The organism is Desulfosarcina sp. (assembly GCF_033791525.1).
In the GTDB taxonomy this organism is placed as follows: Bacteria; Desulfobacterota; Desulfobacteria; order Desulfobacterales; family Desulfosarcinaceae; genus Desulfosarcina.
Map to the genome: position 1 here is coordinate 1 of NZ_JASJGN010000095.1, position 26,405 is coordinate 26,405.

Consider the following 26,405-nt stretch of genomic DNA (forward strand, 5'->3'; position numbering starts at 1 on the left):
CATCACCGCCTCTCCCACCCCTCCTTCGACCACGAAAAAGAGTACGACGTGACCGTGCAGTGGCCCCTTGCCGATCAGACCCTGGCGTCCATGGAACAAGGCATGCCGCTGTCCGGTGTCATGACCCGGCCGGCCCGTGTGCGCCGCGTCTCCGGCAATCGCTTCCGTATCGTTTTGATGGAGGGCAAGAACCGGCAGATCCGAAGGATGGTGAAAAAAGTGGGCAACCGGGTGGTTCGCCTCCATCGCTTCCGCGTGGCTGATTTGAAGCTGGGCGACCTTGGGAAAGGATCCTGGCGGCATTTACGCCAGGGGGAGCTGCGGCGGCTGTTAAAAAAGCTTCAGCTAAAAGAATCGAAAGAAACAGCAAGCACGAAAAAACAAAAGCCAAATTCCAAATAAATCACAATTAACAAATTCGAAATTCCAAACGGTGTTAGTTTGAGATTTGGATATTGAAATTTGGAATTTGTTTGAGATTTGGGATTTGTTATTTCTTGGTTCAAGATTCGATGCTTGCAATTGTCTGTTTCCGGTTTATCCAGGTTAGTCACAAACCATGAACTATGAAGGTCCCATTTATCGTCCCCCCAGCGAGGCCAACTCACTGCTGGTCCAGGCCACCATCGGTTGCCCCCACAACCGCTGCACCTTCTGCATGGTCTACAAGAACGGCCCGCGATACCGGGTGCGGCCAGTGGCAGATATTATCAATGATCTGGACCATGCCCGGAGCCTTCACGGCAGCGGCGTCCGGACGCTTTTTTTTCCGGCGGGCAACACCATCGCCATGCCCACCGATGCCCTTTGCCGCATCTGTGCCCATGCCCGGCACATCTTTCCGAACCTGGAACGCATTACCGTTTACGGCTCCAGCCAGTACATCCACAAAAAGGGCCCTGATGAGTTGAAGCGCCTGGCCGATGCGGGGTTGAGCCGCATCCATGTGGGACTGGAGTCCGGGGACGACGAGATCCTGAGGCTGATCCGTAAAGGCACCACGGCCAGGCAACAGGTGGAAGCTGGGCAGTGGACCATGGCCGCCGGCATCCAGTTGAGCCTTTACGTCATTCTGGGCATCGGCGGTGTGGCTGGTAGCCTCGCGCACGCCACCCAGACCGCCGACGCACTCAACCGCATCGCGCCGGATTTCATTCGCCTGCGGACCTTCGTGCCCAAGCTGCACACACCCCTGCTCAAGTGGGTTGAAAGCGGCGCCTTTCAACTGCTGGGACCTCACGGAGTGCTTGAAGAAGCGGCCAGGATGATCCGGCTGCTGGCCGCCCCGTCGCGGCTGACCAGCGATCACTACACCAATTACATTAACCTGGAAGGGCGTCTGCCCGGTTGCCGCCACCGCCTGCTGACGCAGATCGACGATGCCCTGAAACGGCCGGAAACGGATTTCAGGCCCTTTTTTATCGGCGACCAGTAGAACGGGTGAGATGTCCCGGAGGTTTCAATTTCCCTCACCTGAGGTGATTGTTCTTTTATCTCGGCAAGATATGATGTATGTTGCCGCAAGTTGCCAAACTGTCAAAACATGCATGCGGTTGTCCGTATTTTGCGAACCTGCTGAAAACCAAGGAGAGGTGGCTGATGTTGACCTTTGATGCGCTGTCGGCGAAAAAAGAAAAGATTGCGGTAGTGGGCCTTGGCTATGTCGGCCTGCCCCTGGCCGTTCATCTCTCCCGTTATTTCGATGTGGTGGGCTACGATTTCAAATCCAGCAGAATCGCCGAACTGACGTCCGGCAAGGACCGTACCCTGGAAGTCTCCGAAGAAGAGATGGCCGCCGCCACCGTCGTCTACACGGACGATCCCCAGGCCCTTGGCGACTGCCGGCTGATCATCGTCGCCGTCCCGACCCCCATCGACCAGTACCGTATTCCGGATTTGACGCCCCTGCGCAGCGCGTCCGAATCCACGGGCCGCCATCTGACCAAAGGCAGTTGCGTGGTATTCGAATCCACCGTTTACCCCGGGGCCACCGAAGAGGTGTGCGTACCCATCCTAGAAAAGGAATCAGGCTTGGTATTCGGCGGGGATTTCAGTGTGGGCTATTCGCCGGAACGGATCAACCCCGGGGACAAGGTGCACACGGTAGACAAGATCATGAAGATCGTTTCCGGGTCTGACGCGCCCACGGCCCGATTGCTGGAAAAGGTTTACGGCAGTGTGGTCAAGGCCGGCATCCACGTGGCGCCCTCCCTCAAGGTGGCCGAGGCGGCCAAGGTGATCGAGAACACCCAGCGGGATTTGAACATTGCCCTGATGAACGAACTGTCCATGATTTTCGACATCATGGGCATCGACACCATGGCGGTGCTGGAAGCTGCCGGCACCAAATGGAACTTTCTGCCCTTCAGACCCGGCCTGGTGGGCGGGCACTGCATTGGCGTCGATCCGTATTATCTGACATTCAAGGCCGAATCCATCGGCTACCATCCGGAGATGATTCTGGCCGGCCGGCGCATCAACGACGGCATGGGCAAATATGTGGCCGAGCGGGTCGTTAAGCTGATGATCCAGGAGGGGAAACAGATCAACCGCACCCGGGTCGGTGTGCTCGGCATCACATTCAAAGAAGACGTGCCGGACCTTCGCAACACCCGGGTGGTTGACATCATCGCTGAACTGGCCGATTACGGCATCGATGTCCTGGTCAACGATCCGCTGGCGGACCCCGACGAAGCTAAGGCCTATTACGGTGTAGAGCTGAAGGCATTGGATCAACTCAACGGCGTAGATGCTTTGGTGGTGGCCGTTTCCCACAAACCATACCGGGATATGGGGCTGGCGGGTCTGGCCGGATTGTGCGGTGGCGGCCGGGCCGTGGTCGTGGATGTGAAAAGTGCTTTCGAACCGAGCGATGCCGAAAAGGAAGGCATCAACTATTGGCGTTTGTGATACCCGTTCGCCTTAAAACTACATGTAATACCCCACGAATTCCCCGCATTTACTGTTGAAAAAATCCATGGCTTCCTCAACGGTGTCAAAAATGATCCAGTCCCGCCTCAGGGTCCGACCGGACCGCCGTCTGATTCGTTCGATCTCAGTGTTCCCGAAATACTCGAAATAGTCGTGATAATCGGTGGTCAGTTCGTGCTTTCTCATGAAATCCCTCCGTTTAAGGTTGATCAATTTGATAATTCCGAGATTAACATCCGGTTGTGACAGATCCGGTCACAGCGTTTTCTTTTTTTTCGTTGTGGTTCAAAAAAATGACGGCTATGCTTGAAGGGACTTGGCCAGGGCTGAGTCCTCTATAGTATCCCATTGGGCTGTGATCTAGTGCCAATTTTTCCTGACTGATAAAACTAAGGAGACATGAAAATGGTTAAGCGGATTTCTATCGGGATCTGTCTGGGGCTCGTAAGCTTTTGCAGCGCAGTTTACGCCGGTTCAGAAATGAACATGCAGGATGGTATGTGGGAGATTACCTCTCAGGTGAAAATGCAGGGCATGACCATTCCCCCGATGACCTTTTCCCAGTGTATCACCAAGGACAATGCCGTTCCCCAGAGCAACTCGCCCGGACAGGACGACTGCAAGGTCTCCGACATGAAGACAACCGGCAGCACGGTGTCATGGTCGGTGGTCTGCGGCGAACAGGCCGGCAATATGAAGGGCAAGGGAAAGATAACCTACCACGGCGACCGTTTTGAGGGCGAGATGACCACGGAGCATATGGGGATGGCCATGGTGACCGAGATGAGTGGCAGGCGTACCGGCCCCTGTCCATAAATGGCATCCATTCAAAGGGTGATGAACTCGTAAAAAGTCGCATTTCCGACGGATTCGTAAAAAGCCCGAGATCAAGGCTTGCGGGCCGCGAAAGTGAGCTATGGCGAGCGAATGGCAAACCGATCAAGATCCTTACGGCGAACATTCATGTTCCATCCTGAGGAATGAGCCTTACTTACGGTACTCCGCAGTGACGAAGGATGAAGCGTAACGCAGATATCGGGCTTTTTACGTATCCGTCAACCCTGAACGTTGAACCCGGAACCCTTTTCCTACCATTTCCACTGCACCGGATTATCGTCGATCAGATCGGTGACCGGACGACTGATGCGGTCCAATTCATCCAATTCGGCCTCGGTCAATGTGACGTCGGCTGCTTTGGCGTTGTCGGCCGTCTGCCTCGCATTCCGGGCACCGGCAATGGCACAGACGCCGGGTTTGGCGATCACCCAGGCCAGGGCCAGTTGGGCCATGGTGATGCCTTTCTTTTCGGCAATGGGGCGAAGGGCGCGCAGGGCCTCTTGCACATGCGGGTAGACATCCGGCTGGAACAGACGGTTGCTGCTGCGGTGGTCCCCCTTCTCAAACTGGTGATCCGGACCGAATTTACCGGTGAGCAGCCCCTGGGCTATGGGTGAATAGGCCAGGATGGTTACCCGGTTTTCCAGGCACCAAGCCTGGCTATCGGTTTCCACATGCCGCCACAACAGTGAATAGGGAGGCTGGAGACTCTCTACGGGTCCGAATTCACATATGGCTTTGAGCTGATCGAGAGAAAAGTTGGATACACCGATGGCGCGGATTTTTCCCTGGTCCTTGAGATCGGTCAGGGCCTTCATGGTTTCTTCCATCGGCACCGGTTTGGCCCCGAAGGAGCCAGGGGGCCAGTGAACCTGGTAAAGGTCCATGTAGTCGGTTCCCAGGTTTTTCAGGGAGCGGTTGCAGGCAGCGATCACCTGGTCGTATTTAAGATGGTTGGAAAAGACCTTGGACAGGATCACCACTTTGTCGCGGTGGCTGCCGATGGCTTTGCCCAACATTTTTTCCGAGTGCCCGTTGCCATATACTTCGGCGGTATCGAAAGTGGAGATGCCGGCATCCATGGCCGCCTGGACGGCCTTTTCACTTTGCGCGTCGTCGATGCCCGTCCACATGGATTTGCCGGTCTGCCAGGTGCCCATGATTATCGGGGACAGGTGGATGTCCGTATTTCCCAGCACTCTTGATTTCATTTTTCCTCCCTTTTCGATCCCATTATTTGTTTGTCCGGCCGCTGAAAGCACCCGCGACGATTTGCCGGCTTGACCAAAAGTGTTTCGATATTTACAGTAGTGCCCGTTTTCGTCAATGGCAAGAAGAACCGCTCGGAAGGGGCCGCACACCCGTGAAGGAACGACATCAAATTGCTGTTAGAACGCTGGTCGACGTAGTACTCCGTGCCGGTGACCTGGATATGCGATTTGCCCTATCCGGGCGACGCCTCGAGGGGATTCGTGCCCATCAGAAAATCCAGCGGCAGCGGCCTGAGGGGTATCGCGCGGAGGTACCGGTTTCGATTGAAGTGGAAACGGAAGATCTGATCCTGGTCGTTGCCGGTCGCATCGATGGGGTTATCGAATCCGAGGGAACGATGGTCGTCGAAGAGATCAAATCCACCACAAAAGACCTGAAAACATTTGAAAAAACGCCGGCGCCCTGCCATTGGGGCCAGGCCAAGGTTTATGCGTACCTGTTGGCCAGTGCGCAGGACCTTGGGGCGGTGACCATCAGGCTGACATACTGCCATCTGGATACGGGCGACACCCTGGAACTGGTCGAGGATTGGACCCGCGATGGGCTGGAATCTTTTTTTAAGGAGCTGGTCGACCGTTATTTGAAGTGGGCCACGACCCTCGTCCAGTGGCGGTATCTTCGCAATGCCACCATTCAATCAGTCGACTTTCCATTTATGCCTTATCGAACCGGCCAACGCACCATGGCCGTCGCCGTCTATCGAACCATCCGGGATGGCGGCCAGGCAATCATCCAGGCCTCAACCGGCATCGGCAAAACCATGGCGGCGCTCTTCCCCGCGATTAAGACGCTCGGTGAGGGCCATGCCGATCGGCTTTTTTTTCTTACCGCTCGTAATACCGGCAAGGCCTCAGCCATCAACGCCCTGAACCTCCTGCAGGAGGCGGGACTGCGATTGAAGCGGGTAAGCCTGACTGCCAAGGACCAGATCTGCTTTTGTCCCGATGCCACCTGCAATCCGGATGAATGCGCGTATGCCAGTGGTCATTTCGATCGGCTGCCGGAGGCGTTGGATGATGCTTTCTTGCGGGACAATATAGATCGCAGCGCCATCGAGGCCGTGGCCCACTCCCACCGGGTCTGCCCGTTTGAGCTTTCCCTGGAGCTCTCCCGTTGGGCGGATTGCATTATTTGCGATTATAACTACGCCTTCGATCCCCGCGTGTACCTGAAGCGATTTTTCGATGAGGAAAACGGCGCCTATGCCTTTCTGGTAGACGAGGCCCACAATCTGGTGGACCGATCCCGCGAGATGTTTTCCGCCAAACTGCGCAAAAGCGATTTCCTCGAGCTCAGGCGGGCGGTGAAGAATCACTTGCCAGCGGTTTATCGGGGGGCGGGAAAAATCAACACCTGGATGCTCGATGCCCGAAAAAGGATTCAGGACGCCGACGGCTTTCAATCCGAGGCCCACCTGCCCGACGGACTGGAACCCCTGTTGCGTGGTTTTCTGCGGGTGTCGGAGCGCTGGCTGGCCAAGAATCAATCGGCGCCCTTCCGGGAAATCGTCATGGAGCGTTACTTCGAGACCAGTGGATTTTTGCGGGTGTGGGATCAGTTTGACGACAGTTATGTGACCTGCCGTCAGGCGACCAGCAAAGACCTGCAGATCAAACTGTTCTGCCTGGACCCTTCCAGTCGCCTGAAATTGGCCCTGCGGCGTTCCCGGTCGGTCATTTTCTTTTCCGCCACCATGACACCGGCAGGCTATTTCCAGGACATACTGGGATGCGAACCGACCGCGGCCATGCTGGCCATCCCGTCCCCCTTTCCCCGAAAAAATCTGAAGGTGCTCATTGCAAGCGGCATATCTACCTATTACGCCCAGCGGGAACAGAGCGCCGATCGGATTGTGGCCCTGGTGCGGAGCTTCATCCACTCCAAAAAAGGCAACTACCTGTGCTTTTTCCCATCCTATGAATACATGACCATGGTGGTCGATCGATTTGATCTAACGGAGGGTGATGTCCAGGTCCTGGTTCAGGTGCGCGAGATGGACGATGCCGGGCGTGCCCGGTTTCTGGACCGTTTTTCAACGCAGAACAATCGAACGATGGTCGGATTTGCCGTCATGGGGGGGATTTTCGGCGAGGGTATCGACCTGGTGGGCGAGCGCCTCAGTGGTGCCGTCATTGTGGGTGTGGGTTTGCCGGCCATATGCCCGGAAAGAGATCTGATTCGCGGCTATTTCGACAGGCGGGGGGAAGGGTTTGATTTCGCTTACCGTTTCCCGGGGATCAACCGGGTGCTGCAGGCTGCGGGTCGGGTGATTCGCACCGATCAGGATCGCGGTGCGTTGCTGCTCGTGGATCAGCGGTTTTGCCGCCCCACTTACCAGGGTCTGCTGCCCGACCAGTGGGCAATGGCGATGGCCGGATCGGAACAGCAAATGGAAAACCGGCTGAAGCGATTCTGGTCAGCCGGCCATTGACTGCCAGCCCTTCCAAAAGGACGTCCTGCATTGTACCAACTTGGATAGATGCCAGCGGAAAAGGCTTTGAACCGGTCTATTTCAGTTTTGTCGGGGTTCCTTTTTTCTTGGGGTCCGCCGCTGCGCCCAGACAGTAGGTACGCCAGTCGCAGTCGATAAAGTCGCAGTCCGCATTACCCATTCTGAAACAGTCCGTCATCCCCGCGGTTCGCTGCAGACTTCGGACCATGGCGATAATGTCCACTTGTCCGGCGGGACAAATCTTTTTTTCGATGTCATCCTTTGCGGTCTGGTTGGTTTGGCTGCTGGAACGGTATGGTTTCTGGTTTTCCGGAACGGAAGATCGATGTTGATCCATCATCGTTAGCTCTTTTGATGTTGGTCAAAGTTCAGGGGTGTAAAGACGGTACCGATGATCCGAAAACGACGGCACGGTTTGATTCGATGTGCACGAATACGCCGGTGGATACAGGTTACGCAATGCCAGAAAGCGGAGCAGCAACTGTGAAGCTCCCGGCCGCAACCGCTTTTTACCCAGTTGCCGATGCATCGTTATTCGGACGGATAGCCGTGAACCGGTGTAGACCGAGGCCATTGATTGGGTCCGATTATCGTAAACCGGCAAGCAAGGAGGCTAATATGGGCTCATCATGGCCGCAGATGGTGATTTGATGTGGTAACGGCTTTCCTCGGTGCAGTCGATAGCACTGTAACAGATGCTTTTTGCGGTTATCAGATGGAATTCCTGAACGTCATGCAAAATTTTACAGTCTTTCAGGCATTCATCCTTCGGGTCGTTCCTTCTTTCGCAGGTTTTGCATGGAGAAGATATCATCTTGTTCTCCTTTCGTAGCATGCGCCATACCATCACTGGCTGTTAAAAGAACATGGTACCCGTTAACCTCCCGATCTGTTGTCCATTCAAGGAAATCATCGGCAGGATCAGTCAATTCTCCACCCCTTTTAGACAATCAACTTTCTCTGCTGTACTCATACTATCGGCAGAAAATAAAAAGTCTATAGGGCATTCGACTCATTTTTTTAGGTTTTTTTACTATATCCCGGGAGAAAATCCCGAGTGGTGCGAAATCTTGGGGGTAAGCGCGTATCTATATACAAGATGTTGAGATGGCTTCATGTCAAGATTAAAAGATCCATTGTTCGTCACTGGCGGGAAATTGCGTCGAAGCGATTGTTCAATCGACAGATCAAAATAGTAAGCAGTCTATTCTTGTTGGTTAACAGCATTCGGGCTCACTCTTTCCACAGGTCGATATCGATGAGTCCCAGCTTGGCTGCGTACCGCACGAGATCCATGGCGCTGTGCAGATCGAGTTTTTTCATGATGTTGGAGCGGTGATTCTCGACAGTTTTAATACTGATGCAAAGCCGGTCGGCAATTTCTGATTTCGGGAGCCCTTCGGCCAGCATGCGCATAATTTCCTGTTCCCGGGGAGTGAGACGGCCATAGTCCGTATCACTTACCCGTGCCTCGCGGACCGGTGATTTCATCAGCCGCTCCACGACCTCGTGAGAGATGGAACTGTCCAGAAAATACTCACCTTGAATAACGGCATAGAGCCCTTGAACCAGTCGGCCGGCGGCGGACTCCTTGACCACATAGCCGGTTGCACCAGCCTGGAAGGCTTCCACGATGTAATCGATCTTCGAGTGCATGCTGATAATCATCACCCGGGTGTCAGGCAGGGCCTCCCGGATTCGTCGGGTCAACTGCATTCCGCTTTCATCAGGCAGCGAAATGTCAACCAGGGCTACGTCCGGCTTGATCTTTTTGGCCATGGCCAAACCACTGCGTGAATCTCCGGCCTCACCTTCGACCGCGAAATGACGGTCCCCGGCAATGATGGATTTAAGGCCTTCTCTGAACAGTGGGTGGTCGTCAATAATCAGAATGCTCTTCCTGGAAGACACTTGTGTTCTCCTTTAGCGGGATGGCAATGAAAATATAGGTGCCTTTGTTGGGTCTGGATTGAATGTTGATTTTCCCTTGCAGCAGACGAACCCGCTCCACCATGCTTTGCAGGCCCATGCGCTTTTCCTTCAGGGCCCATTTACGCCGGTCGTTCACGTCAAAGCCCTTACCATTGTCTTTGATGCGGATGACGATGTCCGGAGAGGAGGCGACAACCCGGATCGTCACCCGGTTGGCGCCGGCGTGCCGTTTGATATTGTTCAAGGCTTCCTGGATCAGACGGTAAATGTTGATTTCCGTTTCATATTCCAGGTTCAGTTCATCCACACCGGCGGCAGCGAAATCGATTTCCGCGGTAGTGGATTTTGAAAAATCCTCACAATACAGGTAGAGGGTTTTGACTAACCCCAGCTGATCCAGGCCGGGGGGACGCAGATCGTAAGCCATATCCCTGACCGCTGCAATCGACCGCTGCAGGATATCGGACATTTGCGAAACTTTATTATTTGTTTCCGTCGACTGGTTTTTAAACAGGGTCTCCAGGCTGATTTTCAGGGTGGACAGGTCCTGGGCAATGTGATCGTGCAAATCCCTGGATATTTTAAGGCGCTCATTTTCCTGCGCTTTAATCAATTGATGCGTGAGAAACTGCACCTGATCCTGGGCCCGTTTTCGCTGGGTGACATCGACACCAACGCTCAGGATTTCAACGATCCGGTCGGCTTTATCCCGCACGACCTTGTTGGTCCAGGCAATCCAGGCTCGCAGCCCCCCCAGACGGATATTTTCGATTTCATTGGTGGGGTATCGTTCCGGATGCTTCAAAAAGTCCATCATCAGCGAACGGTAGTCCCGTCCTTCGGAGGACCGCCACGGAATGATACTTCCCAAGATGTTTCGCCCGATGACCTCTTCTTCGGGAAATCCGAAAAATTTACGGGCATATTCATTGAAAAAGGTGATGTGCCCCAAGGGGTCATGGCGCACGATGATGCTGTTGGTATTCTGGACCAGTTCCCGGTATTTTGCCTCGCTGCGGCGAAGGGCGGCTTCGGATTTTTTACGGGCGGTTACATCCCTGGCAATGGTATGTGCACAGGCTTTGCCGGCAATCACAATCTTTCGGCTGCTGAATTCCGTATAGATGGTGCTGCCGTCTTTCCTGGCAATTCTGGCTTCACCGGAGATGGATTGACCGGCCCAGATGCGTTTAAAAAAATCGCTGTGCCGTCCGGGGTCAACCTTGGCGTAAAGATCAAAAATTTTAAGCTTTTTTAGTTCATCCGGCCGGTATCCGGTCAATTGGGTGGCGCTGCGGTTGAAAATCAGGATGGCGCCGTCGGCGCCGCTGATGAAAATGGCATCCCGGGAGCCGTCGAAAATGATGCGGTGCCGCTCCTGGCTCTCTCTCAACGTTTTTTCGATCTTTTTTCGGTCTTCAATTTCGTTGAGCAGGTGTTCGTTGATCAGCGTCAGGTCACGGGTTCGGGCGTGTACCCGTTCTTCAAGATAGCGCCGGTGCCGTTCCAACTTTTCTTCGGCTTCCTTGCGCAGGTGAATGTCGATGATCATCCCGAATTTGGAAATTGATCCGTCCGGATGCACCAGGGGGGTGTCGATCACGTAATACCAGCGCTGATCTTTGGGGCTCTTTACTTCCCATCGAACGGTTTCCCCTTTGAACACGCGGTCGTTGCAGCACCAGGGGCAAACCTTGTCCAGGTTATGCAAGACCTTGTGGCAAATCTGCCCTGTGCCGTCAAAGCCCGTGCGTTGAATCAACCGCTCGTTCATGAACTCGATGCGGTAGTCTTTGTCACAAACATACACAAATCCGTCAAAAGCATGGATAATGGCGGACAGTTGAAGATCCCTTTCCTTCGACACTTCCTGGGGAGGGCGATGGTCGGCACGAGGGGTTTCGAGGGCAACACCGAGCGTTCCGCCGTACTGAAATTCCTTTGCAGAGATGGCAAGGTGCTCCAATCGGCTGCGTTCGCTCATCCGGACGACCTCTGTGGGTGGTTGAGGGTGGGGTCAATAATGACGGATTCGTAAAAAGCCCGATCCGCCTGAGGCGGATAAATATCTGCGTTACGCTTCATCCTTCGTCACTGCGGCGTACCGTAAGTACGCTGCCTTCGGCACCCGTGATAGCGGTATTCTCAGGATTGAAGATTCCCAGCTGGCAATGTTCTGCCTATAACGGCAGTGCTGCCTAGCGCCGTATGGATGACGATCGATTTCAAGTTCGCTCACGGACCTTGCTCGCTTTCGCGGCTCGCAAGCATTGATCTCGGGCTTTTTACGAATCCGTCGCAAATGCAACTTTATACGCGTTCTTCAATAATAACTGCTTAAAAGTTATCTCAGAACCCTATCTCTGAAAAGAAAAAACTTTGAAAAAGGTGAAATATTCGTTAGAACACGATACCATTGGTAAAAAGGTGGGCCCAACGTGACTGATTATGAACCGCTGGAAACGAATGACGATCGCCGGATTACCGTCAAACAGGCCATTTCGGCCTACGCCCAGAGCGAGAAAGTCAAGTCTGGATTAATCTGGATCTGCCAGGTTTCCGACCAGGTGGCGGCCATGGACGGTCCGGGTAGACGGCAGGGCCTGAGTCTGCTTAAAACGCTCGCCCATATGGTTGCCGATGAATCGGATCTGGCCGGCAGGATCACCGGTGACAGTTGCTGGCACGAGATCGGGAAAAAGATCAACATGGCGCTGGTGATGATCAATTCCGGCGTTCCTCAGGAGACCGCTTTTCATCTGACGCAGGCCCTGACCCGGGTCACCCGTCTTGGTGGGAAGGCCGCATCGGTTTTAAAGGAAAGGGGCCTTTTTTAGGAGACCATCATGACCCAATCATCGGAGGACCAATAGCGGCATGAAAGACAAAATCGGTATCTACTACTACCCCGTTCCCGAGAACAAGCGGGTGCGCATGTATGTGCGCGAGAAAAACGAGGATGTTGAATTCAGAATGAAAAATGAAGACGACCCCAGCGTCTGGAATGATCACGGCTGGGTCCCCTATGATGCCATTCAACAGGCTCAGGTGCTGTATGAGAAACGCGGTCGGTTCGATCCGAATCGGGCATACGACATCCAGATTGCGAAAGAATTGATCCGGGACGGCGGATAGAGCGGATCCGCGATATATGGGTTTCGGCAACGCTAACGGACGACAGGGGCAGCATCCATGGTTTTACAGGGATCGGCCGGGCTGGTGGTTTTTCTGCTTCTGGCCTGGCTGATGGGCGAAAATCGCAAACAGGTGTCGTTGAAAATGGTCGTCGTGGGAATCGGCGCCCAGGTGATCACCGGCCTGATCCTGCTTAAAGTAACGGTTTTCAGGCAATTCTTCCTGGTGCTGAACGACGGGGTCATGGCACTGGCGGCGGCCACCACTGCCGGCACGACATTTGTCTTCGGCTATCTCGGCGGCGCCCCATTGCCCTTTGTCGAGACCTATCCCGGTGCCGCCTTCGTGCTTGCATTCAGGGCGCTTCCGTTGGTTTTGGTGATCAGCGCCCTGTCGGCCCTGCTTTTTCATTGGCGCATCCTTCCTCTGGTGGTCAAGGGCTTTTCCTGGTGCTTGCGAAAGACGATGGGGTTGGGCGGCGCAGAAGGACTCGGTGTGTCGGCCAACGTATTTGTCGGCATGGTCGAGTCCCCGCTATTTGTGCGACCCTACCTGGAAAAGATGACCCGCAGTGAGTTGTTTACCCTGATGACGGCGGGCATGGCCACCATTGCCGGAACGGTAATGGTGTTATACGCCAGTATTCTGGGTGATGCCATTCCCGGTGTCATGGGCCATATCCTCACCGCCTCCATTATCAGCGTGCCGGCTGCCGTCACCGTCGCAAAGGTCATGGTCCCTGAAACCGGATCTCCCACCGGTGGACAACTGGTGGTGGAGAATCCGGATGCCGGCAGCATGGATGCTGTCACCCGGGGCACGCTTCAAGGTGTTGAACTGTTGATCAATATCGTCGCCATGCTGGTGGTGCTGGTGGCGCTGGTTCATCTGGTCAATACGATGTTGGGAGTGCTCCCTGACATGGGAGGGCGGCCCCTGACCCTTCAGCGGGTGTTGGGGGGCGTGATGGCACCGATCGTCTGGTGCATGGGTGTGCCCTGGCAGGAGGCGCCGGCGGCCGGTGGCCTTATGGGCGTAAAAACCATTTTGAATGAATTTATAGCCTACCTGGAACTCAGCCGCCTGGCCCCGGGTACACTGAGTGACCGCAGCATGCTCATCATGACCTATGCCATGTGCGGGTTTGCCAACCCCGGCAGTTTAGGGATAATGATCGGGGGAATGGGAACCATGGCCCCGGGCCGGCGCAGCGAGATCGTTGCATTGGGTTTACGCTCAGTGGTGGCCGGTACTCTGGCCACCTGCATGACGGGTGCAGTGGTGGGGATCCTGAATTGAGTGTTTTAAGACCACTTTTATCCAGGAAAATTCTGAAGCACCTGCTTGACGGTATTGCCATCGGCCGACGCACCGAAGTGGGCCATTATGGTGCCCATGGCCTGCATTTTATTTTTGTAGGCTGAAAAATCGATATTGGCGGTAATCCACTGGCCAATCTCATCTTGGGTGGCCATTTTGGGCAGGTAGGCCTCGATGATGGCGATAAAGGGTGATGTCGCTCCCCGACCGCTCTTTTCCAGCATTTCCTTCTCCGATTTAATCAGTTTTTTTAGTATCTTGATGATCTCATCATCCGGCAATTGCTTTTTATCCGAACGGGCCATTTCTCCCATGACGACCCGGATTGCATCTTTTTTAGTCTCGTCCCGCGCCTTCATGGCTGATTTCAGATCCGCTTTCAGCTTATCTTGAAGTGTCATTGAAATGATCCTTTCTGAAGAATCGAGGTTTCAGGTACGTCGTTTCTCCTAAGTTAAACTGGACATCATCATTTCCATCGTGATCCAGGTCGATCAGGATGTAGCCAAAATCCGGGTAATGAAAAAAAGACAGCGTGATCAACGAAGGGTCGAAGGGGGGGACAAATTTGGCATCCAGGTGCAGAATCGCATCCCGTCGGGCGCCGTGGCAGACGACCCATTCATCATTGTCGAGCGGGTCGATGTCCTCAGGCGCATAGAAACTCAGTTGAAGTGCCTCAGGATCGATGGTTGCCGGGGTGCCATCGATTTCAAAGGCCATTTTTGACAAATCGGTGTCGATGGCGGATCGGTCGGCAAAAACAAGTCCCATGGCATGACCCAGATCGTCAACGGACCACCAGTTGTCCGCACCGAAAACCCCTTTTAAGAGTTCCGTGTTGTCGTACCATGAGGATTGAATATCATCGTATAGGCCGGTGCAGCGGGTATCGATTTGGCCTTTATTTTCCAAGGTGATCCGACCCATACACAACTCAATGAACGCGCCCGCCCAACGAAGGGATAACTTTTTTTTCTTCATTTTTTTTCCAGTTTCAACTACTATTGAAAATGGTGCCCAATGTTTCAGCGACCGACAATTTTGTCAAGATAATTGCGCTGTGGGCTTAAGGTGCCGCACTCATGTATTTTTTTTACTATGGCGGTCTTGCTATGGGATGCGGATTGGCTGCATGCTAAGGTAGTTGCAGCAATTTTCAAAACAAGGTTAACGAGTGCTCGCCTTGTTTTGGATGAGTGTACGACGGATTTCTTAACCTGTAAAAATGGAAGAAAAAAATGCGGCTTTTACTGGTTGAAGACGACCAAAAAATCGCCTCCTTCGTTAAAAAGGGTCTCAAGGCGGAAGGGTTTGCGGTGGATCATGCCGTGGATGGAACGGTGGGGTTGGACTTGGCCCTCAGCGAACCTTACGATGCCGCGGTTGTGGATATCATGCTGCCCGGAATGGATGGCCTGTCCCTGATTGGGCGGATGCGCCGGGAAAAGGTAATGACCCCGGTGATCATTCTCAGCGCAAAAAGTTCCATCGATGACCGGGTCAGGGGCCTTCAAGCCGGCGGTGACGACTATCTGAGCAAACCATTTGCCTTTTCAGAATTGTTGGCCCGGGTACAGGCGCTGATCAGGCGGGCCAGCGGAGCCAAAGAACCCACCCGATTGTCGTGCGGTGAGCTGTCGATTGATATGTTGACGCGGGAGGTACGCCGCGGGGGGGGTAAAATCGATTTGCAACCACTGGAGTACTCGCTTCTGGAATATCTGATGAGAAATGCCGGCCGAGTAGTGTCTAAAACCATGATCATGGAACATGTCTGGGATTACCATTTCGATCCCCAGACCAACGTGGTGGAGGCCCGGATCTGCCGGCTCCGCGATAAGGTGGATAAGGGATTCGAAGACAAACTGATCCACACGGTCCGCGGGGTGGGGTATGCCCTTCGCCAGAACGATTAAACTGCATCGATCCCTCTCCTTCAGGCTGACCTTATGGTACGGGATTGTTTTCACATTGTCCTCCTGCCTGGCATTTCTTTTTTTCTATGTCCTGATTACCACCAATCTGAGGCAACGTCTGGACGGCCGACTTTCCGATAAAATCTCCGAATTCGAGGCCATCTACAACCTTCAGGGACTTGAGGATGTCAAATCTGCCGCACTGATCGAATCCCAGGCAGCCGGTGAGAAAAAGATCTTCTTCCGCCTGCTGTATGCCAGTGGCGTGGCTTTTTCTTCATCCAACATGACCTACTGGCAGGAGATCGGGATCAACCGATATGCTGTCGGCCAATTGGTAGAGGGCCGTTCACGGGTCTATGAAACGTTGACCATTGCCGGCCGGCCGGATCGTGTTCGCATTGCCTACGGGATCATCGGCAAAGGCGTCGTAGCACAGTTGGGCTACTCCATGGAGAACGACACGGCTTTTATCGCCATTTTCAAGAAGATTTTTCTCATCACCATGTCGGCGCTGATTTTGACCGCAGTCCTGGTGGGATGGTTCATGGCCAGGCGTGCCCTTTCCGGCGTGGAAGCGGTCACCCGCACTGCCCGGCAGATTTCCGAATCTGACCTTAGTCGTCGGGTGCCAATCATGGCCCGTCATGAGGAGATTGACCGGCTGGCGGTGACCTTCAACCAAATGCTGGACCGCATCGAAAGGCTGGTTGTCGGTATGCGTGAGATGGGCGACAATATCGCCCATGATTTGAAAAGCCCGGTGGCGCGGATTCGCGGTATGGCGGAAATAAGCATTTCCGGTGCATCCCCCGGCGGCGATGAGCTGACCCTGGCCGGCAGCACCATCGAGGAGTGCGACCGGTTGCTGGATTTGATCAACACCATGTTGATGATATCAAAATCCGATGCCGGTACTGGAGACGTGATCCTTGAATCCGTGAATATGGCCGATGTGGTGCGCGATGCGATCGCGCTTTTTGCTCCCCTGGCCGAAGACAAGGGACTTTCCCTGACCTGCGACATGCCTGATACGCTGATGGTGATGGGGAATCTGAAAATACTTCAGCGGGCGGTTGCCAATCTTTTGGACAATGCGATCAAATATACACCGGCACCGGGTAATATTGACATTCGCGGGTTTCATGATAAGGATGTTGAAATGATTAACGTTTCCATAAAAGACAGTGGCATCGGTATCGACACTGAAGACCTGCCGAAGATATTCAACCGGTTCTTTCGATGTGACCAGAGTCGGGCAACCGGTGGCTTCGGCCTGGGGTTGAGCTTGGCTAGGGCCATCGCCCACGTCCATGGCGGCGAAATCAATGTCGAAAGCTCACTTGGGAGTGGAAGTGTTTTCACTTTCTGCCTGCCTCGGACGCAAGCCAGTTGAGAAGTTGCACTGCGTCGAATCCATGCATTGTATCTGCACCTTATCCTTTTACGGCGACACCGCTTTTGTTGGCGAAAATCAATGGTGAACCATGAATTTAACCCTGGAAAAAGTTGACGTCGCCATTCCCTACAGCATGCTTCGAGTCAGCCTCAACCCGTTGACCCTGGCCTTTACGGGAAATCACCAATCCTTGGAACAACCCTTTAAGCAGGCCTACTATAATAACTCTATCGATCATGTGCGTCGCTGCAAACTCTATGCAGTTCTTTTTTTCAGTATATTCGGTATTCTTGACGCCTATGTGTTTCCGGAACAGAAATTCCAGTTGTGGTTTATCCGGTATGTGCTGGTGTGCCCCGTGTTCCTGCTGGGACTGATTTTCTCCTACACCGATACCTACCGTCGGTTATGGCAGCTCGTGAATGGTTTTTATATTATCGTCACCGGGTTTGCTTACGTGGCCATGGTGGTGATCACACCTACCCCAGAGTCCTTTTTTTACGGGGTAGGTACCATTTTTTGCGTTTTTTTCGGATACACGTTTATCCATGCCAGGTTCATTACCGCCTCCATTGCCGGGCTATTGGTGATTGGCGCCTACCAGGCGGCGATGATGTGGTTGATGGACGCCACCGGAGTCATCCAGTTGATTTTTGGTGCCCATTTTATGGGGATCAATCTATTGGGAATGCTCATCTGCTACTCTATCGAAACCCACCACCGTAAGAATTTCCTCCTGAATTTCCTGTTGGAACAAGAAAAAGAGAAAACAGAAAATACCAACCGGAACTTGGAGAAACGGGTCGAAGAACGCACCGCCGCGCTGCAGCGGATCAACCGGGATTTGAATAAGGAGATCCTCGAGAGAAAACAGGCCGAGGGACGGGTTCGGGCCAGTCACGAACAACTCGCTTCGATCCTCGACAGCATCGATGCGGATATCCATGTGGTTGATATGGAAACGCACATCATTTTGCTGGCCAACCGCCATATGAAAAAGACTTACGGTGACAATGTCGCCGGTAAAGTTTGCCACAAAGTGACCCATGAACTGGACGCACCCTGCCATCAGTGCAAGGGCCGCCTGTTGCTGGACGAAAATGGCCGACCCGGGCAAAGCTATTCCTGGGAAGATAAAAATCCGGTGAACGGCCGCTGGTACATTATTTCTGCCCGTGCAATCGTGTGGGAAGACGGCCGTTTGGTTCAGCTCACCGTGGCCACTGATATTACAGCGACGAAGGAGATGGAGGCCCGACTGCAGCGGGCGCAGAAAATGGAGGCCATCGGTACCCTGGCCGGTGGTGTGGCTCACGATCTGAACAATATCCTTTCGGGTTTGGTAGGCTATCCGGAACTGCTCCTCATGGACATTCCCGAGGGCAGCGAAATGCGCATCATCGTTGAAACAATCAAACAATCCGGCGAAAAAGCAGCGGCCATTGTTCAGGATATGCTGACCCTGGCACGGCGGGGGGTGGCCGTTACCGACGTGACTGGATTGAACCAAGTGGTTCAGGACTATTTAGGCAGTCCTGAACTGGCCAGGCTTAAATCTTTCCATCCTCAAGTGAGTATTCATTCGGATCTGACTCCAACGCTGTTCAACATTGTCGGCTCCTCGGTGCATCTGGGGAAAACCGTTATGAACCTGGTCACCAATGCTGCCGAGGCGATGCCTGACGGGGGGCAGATTACCTTAAGCACCCAGAACTGTTATGTGGACCGGCCGATGCACGGATTCGAAACGGTGTTGGAAGGCGAATATGTGCTGCTGCGGGTTGCCGACACCGGTGTCGGGATTTCAACCCAGGACCTTGAACGGATCTTTGAGCCATTTTACACCAAGAAAAAAATGGGGCGCAGTGGCACCGGTTTGGGCATGGCTGTGGTGTGGGGTACGGTGAAAGATCATAGCGGTTTTATCGATGCCCGCAGCATCGAAGGTCAGGGGACGGTATTTGACCTCTATTTCCCTATTACCCGACAGAATATAAAAATGGATGCTGAGGAACTCCCCATTGATCGTTACCGCGGTGCCGGCGAGTCCGTCCTCGTAGTGGATGACATTAAGGAGCAGCGTGATCTGGCTACATTCATGCTAAAACGCCTGGGCTACCAGGTGGATACGGTTGTCAGCGGCGTGGAAGCAGTTAAATACATCCGCAAGACCCCCGTGGATATCCTGGTTCTGGATATGATCATGGAGTCGGATATGGACGGCCTTGATACCTATCGTCAGATTCTGGCTATCTCTCCAGGCCAGAAAGCGGTAATCGCCAGCGGCTTTTCGGAGTCCGAGCGTGTACTGGAAGCCCAGCGTTTAGGTGCCGGCCCTTATATTAAAAAGCCCTACCGTATGGAGCAGATCGGCATGGCATTGCGGGAACAACTGGCAGCCGCGTCCACCGATGAACCGCCCGATTCCCCGGTCAACGACTAATCTGCTTTTTGATTAGCCTTACTCCCTGCCACCTTCTTTAAAATTACCATTTGGTAATCTTAAAATCATCTTGCCGTAACCCTTGTGGGTTATATTCACGTTCATCAAAATATTTGCAGGTTCAACATAACACGATTACGCGTTTAAAATTAAGACGCACCAGGAGGTTGTTCATGATCAAGACTAATCAGAAGGTTCACTCGTTTCTTTTCTTTTTTCTGTTATTCGGCGCGGCTGCTTTCTTAGGGGGAGCCACACCAGGTGTCCAAACCGTACACGCATTCTCTGCACCGGAAAGCTTCAGCGAACTGGCCGAAGCAGCCAGACCCGGTGTGGTTAACATCCGCACCGTAAAAATCATCAAGGGCGGCAGTCCGGTCTTCCGGCATTTTTTTGGGAACCCCCGTGGCGGCAAACGGAACCCCTTTGACGAATTCTTCGGTCCCTTTCAAGGAGATGGCCAACAGCGCGACTTCAAACAGCGTAGCCTGGGTTCGGGATTTCTCATCGATGACAACGGTTTCATCGTCACCAACAACCATGTGATCGAGGACGCCGACCAGATCAAGGTGATCCTGGCCGACGATAAGGAGTTCGACGCAGAATTGGTGGGACGGGATCCGAAGACTGACCTTGCCCTGATTCGCATCGAAGGGGCGAGAAATCTTAAACCCCTTGAACTGGGCAATTCAGAAAAACTGAAGGTGGGCACCTGGGTGGTGGCCATCGGCAGCCCCTTCGGCTTGGAGCAGACGGTCACCGCCGGCATCGTGAGCGCCAAGGGGCGAATCATCGGTTCGGGACCCTACGACGATTTTATCCAGACCGACGCTTCGATCAATCCGGGCAACAGCGGCGGGCCGCTGCTAAATATGGATGGTGAGGTGGTGGGCATCAACACGGCCATCATCGCCAGTGGACAGGGTATTGGTTTTGCCATTCCCATCAACATGGCCAAGGGCATCATCGAGCAGCTCAAGGACAAGGGAGAAGTTACCCGCGGTTGGCTGGGCGTGGGGATTCAGGACCTTACTCCGGAACTGGCCGACTATTACGGCCTGAAGGCGGAAAAGGGCGTACTGGTCACCCAGGTTTTCGAGGGGGATCCGGCCGACAAAGCCGGAATCAAAGTCAATGACGTTATTTTGTCCGTGGACGGTCAAAAGGTGACAACCGGCCGGGAGCTTTCAGCCATGATTGCGAACACACCGGTGGGAAATCAGACAAAAGTCGACCTGATACGGGACGGCAAGACAAAAGTCATGACAGTGACCCTGGCCAAACGCGACGATGATGAGAAGATGCTGGCCGCTCAGAGTCGGGACGACGACGAACTGGGTATCGAGGTCACGGACCTGGATTCGGATATCGCACGCCGTTTGGGTATTGAGGGCAAAGAATACGGTGTTTTGGTTACGGATGTAAAAGATGACAGCCTGGCCCGGGATGCCGATGTACGACCCGGCGATATCATCAAAGAAATCAATCGCACCGTGGTGAAAGACCGGAAAGTTTTTGCCCAACTGATCAAAAAGAACGAGGACAGTGATACCATTCAACTGCTGGTCAAGCGGCGCAACGCAGGGTATCTGGTGGTGAAAATAGAGCGAAAATAGCCATTGTCAGTTCAGTGAGGTGATCGGCGGATTCGGCTTGGCGCATCGGGTCCGCCGGTTTTTTTGGGGAGCTTTACGGCATTCAAAACTGTTACGATCGGGTCTTGACACGATGACAAAACGGAACTAAGTTGGCTCGAAAACGGGCGATTGCGAGCTATCAAGCTGTTTGCACGAAACGCCCGACCCAGAAAGGAAAGAGTGATGCCGGTTTACGAATTTCAGTGCAAATGTGGCCATATTACCGAAGAACTGGTGCGGATGGATACCCAAGCGGTCGAGTGCCCCAAATGCCACGATAAGGCCAAGAAAATAATTTCAGCATGCAGCTTCGAATTGAAAGGCGGCGGATGGTATGCCGATGGATATGCCTCGTCGAAAAAATAGCCGGCAAGCCAGAATCTTCTCAACGAAGAATCGGCGATATGATCAATTAAAACCCGCCTGCTCCATTTTTCATTGCCCGATTATTCTCGTTTGAGCGCATACCTGCCGCCACTGGCAGTTGTTTCGCCGCTCGCGCGGTTGCATGAGTTTTCTGTCCTGTATGCGCTAAGAGATAAAACCGGCCCTCTTTATTGGAGGATTGCCGGTTTTTTTCATTTGTTCCGCCATAAATGTCTTCGGTAAACCGTATCACAAACCACCAGGGGGTGACATGACACAGGAGCTAATCCATGGGATCGAAGCCTTGACAGCCTTTGCCCTTGACGCCATTCGAAGTTCCGGTCAAACGGCATTGGACTATTTCGGCAAGGGCAGGGGGGCGACCAAATTTGATCAAGGGCTGGTCACCCGGGCAGAGTTGCAGATCAGCACGTGCTTCCAGCAAGCGTTGGACAACCAGTATCCCGATCACCGGATGTTCACCAGTAAAACGCTGGATACCACCTATACCCATGACAACCGGCGATACTTGTGGATCTTCGACCCCATTGACGGCGTCGACAATTACCAGGCGGGTATTCCCATCTGGGGCATGTCCCTGGCACTTCTGGAAAATTTCTGGCCGGTATTCGGTGCCTTTTATATGCCGGCCACCGGTGATCTGTTTCATGCCAGGGCTGGCGGCAAGGCTTTCTGGGGCGAGAAACGCATCCGGATACCCGATGATCGCACCATCGACGACGAAAGCTTGATGTTCACCTTTTCAAGATTCCACCGGCACTATGTTTCCCGGTTTCCCGGAAAGATCAGAAACCTGGGCTGCACCGGTGCTCACCTGTGCTATGTGGCCATGGGGCGTGCGGATGTGGCCGTCACGGCCAACGAATCCTTTCAGGACCTGGCAGCCGCGCGGATGATCGTGGAGGCGGCCGGCGGACGGCTGTTTAAAGCCAGCGGCGAAAAATTCTATCTCAACGACTATCTGAACGGAGCAAGGATCGAAGAGCACCTGCTGGTTACCGCTTCCGGCAATTGCCAGGCGGTGCTGGGCTGTTTGGAGAGACGCACGTGACCTGAAATACCTTAAGAATGCCAAATCACAAATACCAAATACCAAAATGAACTACCCCGCCGCAAGCAGCGGGGTATCACCAAGGATCGGATCTTTTTATCGTCGCAAGCGACGGGGTATTAGACCCGATGCTTCGCAATAAATCTCAATCGCCAAATTCAAAATTCCAAACCTTCATGGTCTTCAAATTAGTGCTTGTGATTGGTTATTTTCAGTTTTCCGGGTTAGGTATCGTCGTCGACCACGGAATGGGTGTTTTCCATTCGATAGATAACCACACAAACGAACAGGCCGACGGCAAATAAGGCGCAGAACAGGAGGAAGCTGTCTGCTGCCTTTCTCCAGGAGAGAAAAAATAAGAAGGCGATGATCATCAGCAGCTTGGTGTTCATGGGGTTATTCCGCGTCCTGCCGTATGGGGTTACGGGGTTAAACCGCTTGTTAATTAGTATATCGGCTTTTGCTTTTATATCTTAACTGCTTTTCTCAGAATTGGCCAACGCACCCATGGTATTATTCGGATTGCCATGAACCGCGATAGCGAGCGCATTCCGCGCCGCTTGCGGCGGGGTTAGCGAGCGAACTGAAAATCGATTTTTATCCTTACGGTGCTGCGAAGCACTGCCGTTTCAGGCAGAACATTCCCCGCGGCTTGCCGCGGGGAGGGTTCAATAAATCAGTTTGACGTATGCAAGGAGAACGATCCGTGGACCATGCGACTCGCACGATCATCGATTATTTTGAACAGATCAACCAGATTCCACGATGCTCGAAACAGGAGCAGCAGATATCCCGCTGGCTGCAGCAATGGGCTATGGACAGGGGGTTTCCGGTAAAATCGGATTCCGCTGGCAACCTGGTCATACCGGTACCGGCATCAAACGGTTTTGAGCAGGCACCAATCGTCATTCTTCAGGGCCATATGGACATGGTTTGTGAAAAACAGGACGGCTCGGATCACGACTTTTCCAAAGATCCTATCCGCATGGTCCAGGATGGCCCCTGGCTGAGTGCCGGGGAAACTACCCTGGGAGCGGATAACGGCATTGCCATTGCCATGGCCCTGGCCCTGGTGGACCGCCCGGACGTATCCCACCCGCCTCTGGAGCTTTTTTTTACGGTAGACGAAGAGACCGGCCTGACCGGCGTTCTGAATATGGATCCAACTTTGCTTTCGGGCAGAATCCTGATCAACCTGGATTCAGAAGATGAAGGCGTTTTCGTCGTCGGGTGCGCGGGGGGACGGAACACCACCATCAATCGGGCATTGGATGTCAAGATCCTCGACGGCGCCTATGACTTGCTGCGCGTGTCCGCCCAAGGCATGAAGGGGGGGCACAGCGGGGTGGACATCGCCAAACATCGTGCCAATGCCAATAAGGTCATGGCCCGCCTGCTGAGTGCCGGGATGGCGGTCTCACCGATGCGGCTCGTGGCGCTAAAGGGCGGCACCGGCAGAAATGTGATTCCCCGTGGCTGTGAGGCACTTGTGGCTTGCCGCCGGGACGCGATTGATGACCTGGAAAAAAGGATCGATTCAGTCGCCGACCTCATCAAACAGGAATACAAGACGGCGGATCCGGAGTTGGACGTATCCGTTGATAAAAAAGGTCCGGTGAAGGCGGGCCAACGCGGCGTCACTGAAAAAAATACGGCCGTGGCAGTGAACCTGCTGGCGGCATTGCACAGCGGTCCGGTTGAAATGGCCGAAGACCTTCCGCTCCTGGTGCAGACGTCCACCAACCTCTCCCTGGTGGAGCTAAGCAGCGATGCTTTGGCGGTGACGACCAACCAGCGCAGTTCAGTACCCTCCCGGCTCGATTCCATCTGCCTGGCGGTTGAGGCGGTGGGCCGCCTTGCCGGGGCCACGGTTCAAACCGGTACCGGTTATCCCTCGTGGCCCATGAATCGCGACTCTCCACTACTCAAACGTTGCACGGCGCTTTATCGGGAGTTGTTTGATGCCGCACCCACGGTGCAGATCATGCATGCTGGCCTGGAATGCGGGGTAATCGGCGACCGGTGCCCGGGCATGGATATGATCTCTTTAGGACCCACCATGGAGAATCCTCACTCGCCATCTGAGCGGCTCTATCTGCCGTCGGTGGAAAAGGTGTGGCTGCTGCTGGTGGCTTTGCTGAAATCGTTGGGACGATAAAGCATTATCGGTTTCTGCCGATTCCCCGAACGCGTCCTACCGGTTTAACCGGTCCCGGGCTTTCAGAGCCGCCCACCGTACCCACGGTTGCACCTTTGCGGCCATAGTGCCGGTAGCCGGAGGCGACGTGGCGGCCAGCGGTAGCGGGGTTTCCCGGTCGGCGCCTCGGTTTGGGGGGAATGCCCCCACCGGCCATTTCATCGAGGACCTGTTCAAAGGTCCTTCGCCGGTTGGTATCGGTTTCACCGTCCGGTGGCGCCGATGGCTCGCCGGCACGATTCCCCGCATAGGCGTTCAGGGCATCGAACAGGTGGTCGACCCAGGAGCGCTTTTTCGAATTTCCGCCGGGTGGTTCGTGGCGGTCGGTGCCGCCCTGATCCGGATGAGGTGGGGTGGCGCTGGCCGAGACCGTCGGATCCGGCCGGTGCATGGCCAGGTGTACCTTGACGCGGGCATAGGCGATGTTGATCTGCTTCAGCTGCTCTTCGGCCCCGGCCTTGGTGGCCGACCCCTCGGGGAACTGATCCGGATGCCATCGCCGCACCTGGGCCTTGTAAGCGCGTTTAGCCTGCGCTTCATCTGCTTCAGGGCTGATCCCCAATGTCTTAAAGCTCGTCGCTAAATTCATTCCTGGTCCCTGTTTGTTATCGTGCCAAAATAGGTCAAACGGGCCATGGTGTCAATCCGGGCCTCGTCGCCGACCCAAATTCCGGCGTAATCCGAGGTAATTTTTTTTCCTTGACCCGGCGTCCAAAAGCTTTTACTCAACGAACGGAACCCATCGTTGACAGTGGAGTGAACATGCGAAAACCGAACATTACCGTCTCCTATATTTTTTTTTATCTGCTTTTTTCAGACGATGCCTGGCGCATTGTCGCCGGTTTGGTCTGCGCCCTTTTTTTAGGCCCCTTGCTTACCCAGGGGAGGAACCTCAGCCAGGGGGGTGAAGTCATGGTCTGGCTGATGATTCTGGCCATCGGATGGTCGGTGACAGCCTGGCCGGCCAAAAAGATCACCGGTGCATTGCAGCGGGCTGTCAAGCGGGCCGCCAAGTAGTGTTTATCCAGAAGCGGCATCTTTTGGCCCATGCCTGCGTTCTCGCTCCGTTGAGCACGTAGTGAAGCTTCAGCGCTATCCTCGACGTAGCGCTGCTACGCCTCCGGCTTCAACCTCGCTGCGGCCTTGGCCTGAACCAAAATCTACCACTTTTTTACAGACACCCAATTTATTAAGGGCGCACCGACATGATGGTTGGCGTTCTTGAGTTTGTTCGGTCTGGGCGAATCGCGGCGGCAAGCTGCTCCGCCAATTCCTGAATTCCTCAATTTTTCGAATCCCCCTATTCGGAATTGAACCCTCCCCGCGGCAAGCCGCGGGGAATCTTCACCGTAAGGATAAAAAATCGATTTTCAGTTCGCTCGCTAACCCCGCCGCACCGCTGCTCGGCATCTCTGCTCTGCGCCGACCCCGGTAACGGGATCTCCGCTTTGCTTTGACAAGCGGCGAGGAATGCGCTCGCTATCGCGGTTCAA

General features: G+C 54.1%; 24 protein-coding genes and 1 pseudogene. 16 read left to right on the forward strand and 9 right to left on the reverse strand.

What is annotated here, in order from left to right; all coding sequences use genetic code 11:
* The 3 genes and pseudogenes from QNK41_RS04465 to QNK41_RS04475 all read left to right on the forward strand — a co-directional run.
* Nucleotides 1-402: pseudogene (locus QNK41_RS04465) on the forward strand (hypothetical protein); the annotation flags it as partial.
* Nucleotides 403-559: 157 nt separating this feature from the next.
* On the forward strand, nt 560-1,435 hold the full coding sequence (locus QNK41_RS04470) for a radical SAM protein (RefSeq protein WP_319254179.1): 876 nt from the start codon (nt 560-562) through the stop codon (nt 1,433-1,435).
* Between the two features lie 164 nt (nt 1,436-1,599).
* Nucleotides 1,600-2,910 (forward strand): nucleotide sugar dehydrogenase, encoded by a 1,311-nt coding sequence (locus QNK41_RS04475; RefSeq protein ID WP_319254181.1) that lies wholly within the window; start codon nt 1,600-1,602, stop codon nt 2,908-2,910.
* An 18-nt stretch (nt 2,911-2,928) separates the two neighbouring features.
* Here the strand turns inward: QNK41_RS04475 and QNK41_RS04480 are convergent, their stop codons facing one another.
* Nucleotides 2,929-3,117 (reverse strand): hypothetical protein, encoded by a 189-nt coding sequence (locus QNK41_RS04480; protein WP_319254183.1) that lies wholly within the window; start codon nt 3,115-3,117, stop codon nt 2,929-2,931.
* Between the two features lie 219 nt (nt 3,118-3,336).
* Here QNK41_RS04480 and QNK41_RS04485 point away from each other — a divergent pair, with 219 nt between their 5' ends.
* A complete protein-coding gene (locus QNK41_RS04485) occupies nt 3,337-3,747 on the forward strand; it encodes a DUF3617 domain-containing protein (protein ID WP_319254185.1) in 411 nt (136 codons plus the stop codon).
* 272 nt (nt 3,748-4,019) lie between these two features.
* On the opposite strand, the gene QNK41_RS04490 is transcribed toward QNK41_RS04485, so the two are convergent.
* Complete coding sequence (locus tag QNK41_RS04490; RefSeq protein WP_319254187.1) at nt 4,020-4,979, reverse strand: aldo/keto reductase; 960 nt, start codon at nt 4,977-4,979, stop codon at nt 4,020-4,022.
* A gap of 152 nt (nt 4,980-5,131) precedes the next feature.
* On the opposite strand from QNK41_RS04490, the gene QNK41_RS04495 reads away from it, so the two are divergent.
* Entirely contained in the window at nt 5,132-7,471 is a 2,340-nt protein-coding gene (locus tag QNK41_RS04495) for a helicase C-terminal domain-containing protein (RefSeq protein ID WP_319254189.1), read from the forward strand.
* Nucleotides 7,472-7,547: 76 nt separating this feature from the next.
* Here the strand turns inward: QNK41_RS04495 and QNK41_RS04500 are convergent, their stop codons facing one another.
* From QNK41_RS04500 to QNK41_RS04510, 3 genes are all read right to left on the reverse strand, one after another.
* Nucleotides 7,548-7,832, reverse strand: coding sequence for a hypothetical protein (locus QNK41_RS04500; protein WP_319254191.1), 285 nt, complete (start codon nt 7,830-7,832; stop codon nt 7,548-7,550).
* Nucleotides 7,833-8,725: 893 nt separating this feature from the next.
* On the reverse strand, nt 8,726-9,403 hold the full coding sequence (locus QNK41_RS04505; protein ID WP_319254193.1) for a response regulator transcription factor: 678 nt from the start codon (nt 9,401-9,403) through the stop codon (nt 8,726-8,728).
* The gene (locus tag QNK41_RS04510; RefSeq protein ID WP_319254195.1) at nt 9,372-11,408 is read right to left on the reverse strand and encodes a PAS domain S-box protein; all 2,037 of its coding nucleotides are present in this window, start codon (nt 11,406-11,408) and stop codon (nt 9,372-9,374) included. The genes QNK41_RS04505 and QNK41_RS04510 overlap by 32 nt, the downstream gene beginning before the upstream one ends.
* 454 nt (nt 11,409-11,862) lie before the next feature.
* Here QNK41_RS04510 and QNK41_RS04515 point away from each other — a divergent pair, with 454 nt between their 5' ends.
* Genes QNK41_RS04515 through QNK41_RS04525 form a run of 3 tightly spaced genes read left to right on the forward strand, consistent with a single transcriptional unit; the run spans nt 11,863 to nt 13,858 of the window.
* Complete coding sequence (locus tag QNK41_RS04515) at nt 11,863-12,261, forward strand: hypothetical protein (RefSeq protein ID WP_319254197.1); 399 nt, start codon at nt 11,863-11,865, stop codon at nt 12,259-12,261.
* Between the two features lie 40 nt (nt 12,262-12,301).
* Nucleotides 12,302-12,559, forward strand: a complete 258-nt coding sequence (locus QNK41_RS04520; protein ID WP_319254199.1) for a hypothetical protein — start codon at nt 12,302-12,304, stop codon at nt 12,557-12,559.
* Between the two features lie 57 nt (nt 12,560-12,616).
* A complete protein-coding gene (locus tag QNK41_RS04525) occupies nt 12,617-13,858 on the forward strand; it encodes a NupC/NupG family nucleoside CNT transporter (protein WP_319254201.1) in 1,242 nt (413 codons plus the stop codon).
* 17 nt (nt 13,859-13,875) lie between these two features.
* Here the strand turns inward: QNK41_RS04525 and QNK41_RS04530 are convergent, their stop codons facing one another.
* A complete protein-coding gene (locus tag QNK41_RS04530; protein ID WP_319254203.1) occupies nt 13,876-14,280 on the reverse strand; it encodes a GatB/YqeY domain-containing protein in 405 nt (134 codons plus the stop codon).
* Nucleotides 14,264-14,863 (reverse strand): hypothetical protein, encoded by a 600-nt coding sequence (locus QNK41_RS04535; protein WP_319254205.1) that lies wholly within the window; start codon nt 14,861-14,863, stop codon nt 14,264-14,266. Before QNK41_RS04535 ends, QNK41_RS04530 begins: the two co-directional genes overlap by 17 nt.
* 257 nt (nt 14,864-15,120) lie before the next feature.
* On the opposite strand from QNK41_RS04535, the gene QNK41_RS04540 reads away from it, so the two are divergent.
* From QNK41_RS04540 to QNK41_RS04565, 6 genes are all read left to right on the forward strand, one after another.
* Nucleotides 15,121-15,798, forward strand: coding sequence for a response regulator transcription factor (locus QNK41_RS04540; RefSeq protein WP_319254207.1), 678 nt, complete (start codon nt 15,121-15,123; stop codon nt 15,796-15,798).
* Nucleotides 15,776-17,194, forward strand: a complete 1,419-nt coding sequence (locus QNK41_RS04545; protein ID WP_319254209.1) for a sensor histidine kinase — start codon at nt 15,776-15,778, stop codon at nt 17,192-17,194. Before QNK41_RS04540 ends, QNK41_RS04545 begins: the two co-directional genes overlap by 23 nt.
* A 91-nt stretch (nt 17,195-17,285) precedes the next feature.
* Nucleotides 17,286-19,640 carry an ATP-binding protein gene (locus tag QNK41_RS04550; protein ID WP_319254210.1) on the forward strand — a complete coding sequence of 785 codons (2,355 nt, stop codon included), beginning with the start codon at nt 17,286-17,288 and terminating at the stop codon, nt 19,638-19,640.
* A gap of 173 nt (nt 19,641-19,813) precedes the next feature.
* Nucleotides 19,814-21,256, forward strand: coding sequence for a DegQ family serine endoprotease (locus tag QNK41_RS04555; RefSeq protein WP_319254211.1), 1,443 nt, complete (start codon nt 19,814-19,816; stop codon nt 21,254-21,256).
* Between the two features lie 204 nt (nt 21,257-21,460).
* Nucleotides 21,461-21,643, forward strand: coding sequence for a zinc ribbon domain-containing protein (locus tag QNK41_RS04560; protein ID WP_319254212.1), 183 nt, complete (start codon nt 21,461-21,463; stop codon nt 21,641-21,643).
* Nucleotides 21,644-21,914: 271 nt separating this feature from the next.
* Nucleotides 21,915-22,715, forward strand: a complete 801-nt coding sequence (locus tag QNK41_RS04565; protein ID WP_319254213.1) for an inositol monophosphatase family protein — start codon at nt 21,915-21,917, stop codon at nt 22,713-22,715.
* 224 nt (nt 22,716-22,939) lie between these two features.
* On the opposite strand, the gene QNK41_RS04570 is transcribed toward QNK41_RS04565, so the two are convergent.
* Nucleotides 22,940-23,107, reverse strand: coding sequence for a hypothetical protein (locus QNK41_RS04570; RefSeq protein WP_319254215.1), 168 nt, complete (start codon nt 23,105-23,107; stop codon nt 22,940-22,942).
* Nucleotides 23,108-23,421: 314 nt separating this feature from the next.
* Here QNK41_RS04570 and QNK41_RS04575 point away from each other — a divergent pair, with 314 nt between their 5' ends.
* Nucleotides 23,422-24,873 (forward strand): aminoacyl-histidine dipeptidase, encoded by a 1,452-nt coding sequence (locus tag QNK41_RS04575; protein WP_319254217.1) that lies wholly within the window; start codon nt 23,422-23,424, stop codon nt 24,871-24,873.
* Between the two features lie 4 nt (nt 24,874-24,877).
* Here the strand turns inward: QNK41_RS04575 and QNK41_RS04580 are convergent, their stop codons facing one another.
* Nucleotides 24,878-25,501 (reverse strand): J domain-containing protein, encoded by a 624-nt coding sequence (locus tag QNK41_RS04580; RefSeq protein WP_319254219.1) that lies wholly within the window; start codon nt 25,499-25,501, stop codon nt 24,878-24,880.
* Between the two features lie 173 nt (nt 25,502-25,674).
* Here QNK41_RS04580 and QNK41_RS04585 point away from each other — a divergent pair, with 173 nt between their 5' ends.
* Nucleotides 25,675-25,929 (forward strand): hypothetical protein, encoded by a 255-nt coding sequence (locus tag QNK41_RS04585; RefSeq protein WP_319254221.1) that lies wholly within the window; start codon nt 25,675-25,677, stop codon nt 25,927-25,929.
* Nucleotides 25,930-26,405 lie beyond the last annotated feature (476 nt).

What these genes read in the sequence shown, in the direction of transcription:
- QNK41_RS04470 (WP_319254179.1), top strand. Translation starts at nt 560, where the DNA reads ATGAACTATGAAGGTCCCATTTATCGTCCCCCCAGCGAGGCCAACTCA.
- QNK41_RS04475 (WP_319254181.1), top strand. Translation starts at nt 1,600, where the DNA reads ATGTTGACCTTTGATGCGCTGTCGGCGAAAAAAGAAAAGATTGCGGTA.
- QNK41_RS04480 (WP_319254183.1), bottom strand. Translation starts at nt 3,117, where the DNA reads ATGAGAAAGCACGAACTGACCACCGATTATCACGACTATTTCGAGTAT.
- QNK41_RS04485 (WP_319254185.1), top strand. Translation starts at nt 3,337, where the DNA reads ATGGTTAAGCGGATTTCTATCGGGATCTGTCTGGGGCTCGTAAGCTTT.
- QNK41_RS04490 (WP_319254187.1), bottom strand. Translation starts at nt 4,979, where the DNA reads ATGAAATCAAGAGTGCTGGGAAATACGGACATCCACCTGTCCCCGATA.
- QNK41_RS04500 (WP_319254191.1), bottom strand. Translation starts at nt 7,832, where the DNA reads ATGATGGATCAACATCGATCTTCCGTTCCGGAAAACCAGAAACCATAC.
- QNK41_RS04510 (WP_319254195.1), bottom strand. Translation starts at nt 11,408, where the DNA reads ATGAGCGAACGCAGCCGATTGGAGCACCTTGCCATCTCTGCAAAGGAA.
- QNK41_RS04520 (WP_319254199.1), top strand. Translation starts at nt 12,302, where the DNA reads ATGAAAGACAAAATCGGTATCTACTACTACCCCGTTCCCGAGAACAAG.
- QNK41_RS04525 (WP_319254201.1), top strand. Translation starts at nt 12,617, where the DNA reads ATGGTTTTACAGGGATCGGCCGGGCTGGTGGTTTTTCTGCTTCTGGCC.
- QNK41_RS04530 (WP_319254203.1), bottom strand. Translation starts at nt 14,280, where the DNA reads ATGACACTTCAAGATAAGCTGAAAGCGGATCTGAAATCAGCCATGAAG.
- QNK41_RS04535 (WP_319254205.1), bottom strand. Translation starts at nt 14,863, where the DNA reads ATGAAGAAAAAAAAGTTATCCCTTCGTTGGGCGGGCGCGTTCATTGAG.
- QNK41_RS04540 (WP_319254207.1), top strand. Translation starts at nt 15,121, where the DNA reads ATGCGGCTTTTACTGGTTGAAGACGACCAAAAAATCGCCTCCTTCGTT.
- QNK41_RS04545 (WP_319254209.1), top strand. Translation starts at nt 15,776, where the DNA reads ATGCCCTTCGCCAGAACGATTAAACTGCATCGATCCCTCTCCTTCAGG.
- QNK41_RS04550 (WP_319254210.1), top strand. Translation starts at nt 17,286, where the DNA reads ATGAATTTAACCCTGGAAAAAGTTGACGTCGCCATTCCCTACAGCATG.
- QNK41_RS04555 (WP_319254211.1), top strand. Translation starts at nt 19,814, where the DNA reads ATGATCAAGACTAATCAGAAGGTTCACTCGTTTCTTTTCTTTTTTCTG.
- QNK41_RS04560 (WP_319254212.1), top strand. Translation starts at nt 21,461, where the DNA reads ATGCCGGTTTACGAATTTCAGTGCAAATGTGGCCATATTACCGAAGAA.
- QNK41_RS04565 (WP_319254213.1), top strand. Translation starts at nt 21,915, where the DNA reads ATGACACAGGAGCTAATCCATGGGATCGAAGCCTTGACAGCCTTTGCC.
- QNK41_RS04570 (WP_319254215.1), bottom strand. Translation starts at nt 23,107, where the DNA reads ATGAACACCAAGCTGCTGATGATCATCGCCTTCTTATTTTTTCTCTCC.
- QNK41_RS04580 (WP_319254219.1), bottom strand. Translation starts at nt 25,501, where the DNA reads ATGAATTTAGCGACGAGCTTTAAGACATTGGGGATCAGCCCTGAAGCA.
- QNK41_RS04585 (WP_319254221.1), top strand. Translation starts at nt 25,675, where the DNA reads ATGCGAAAACCGAACATTACCGTCTCCTATATTTTTTTTTATCTGCTT.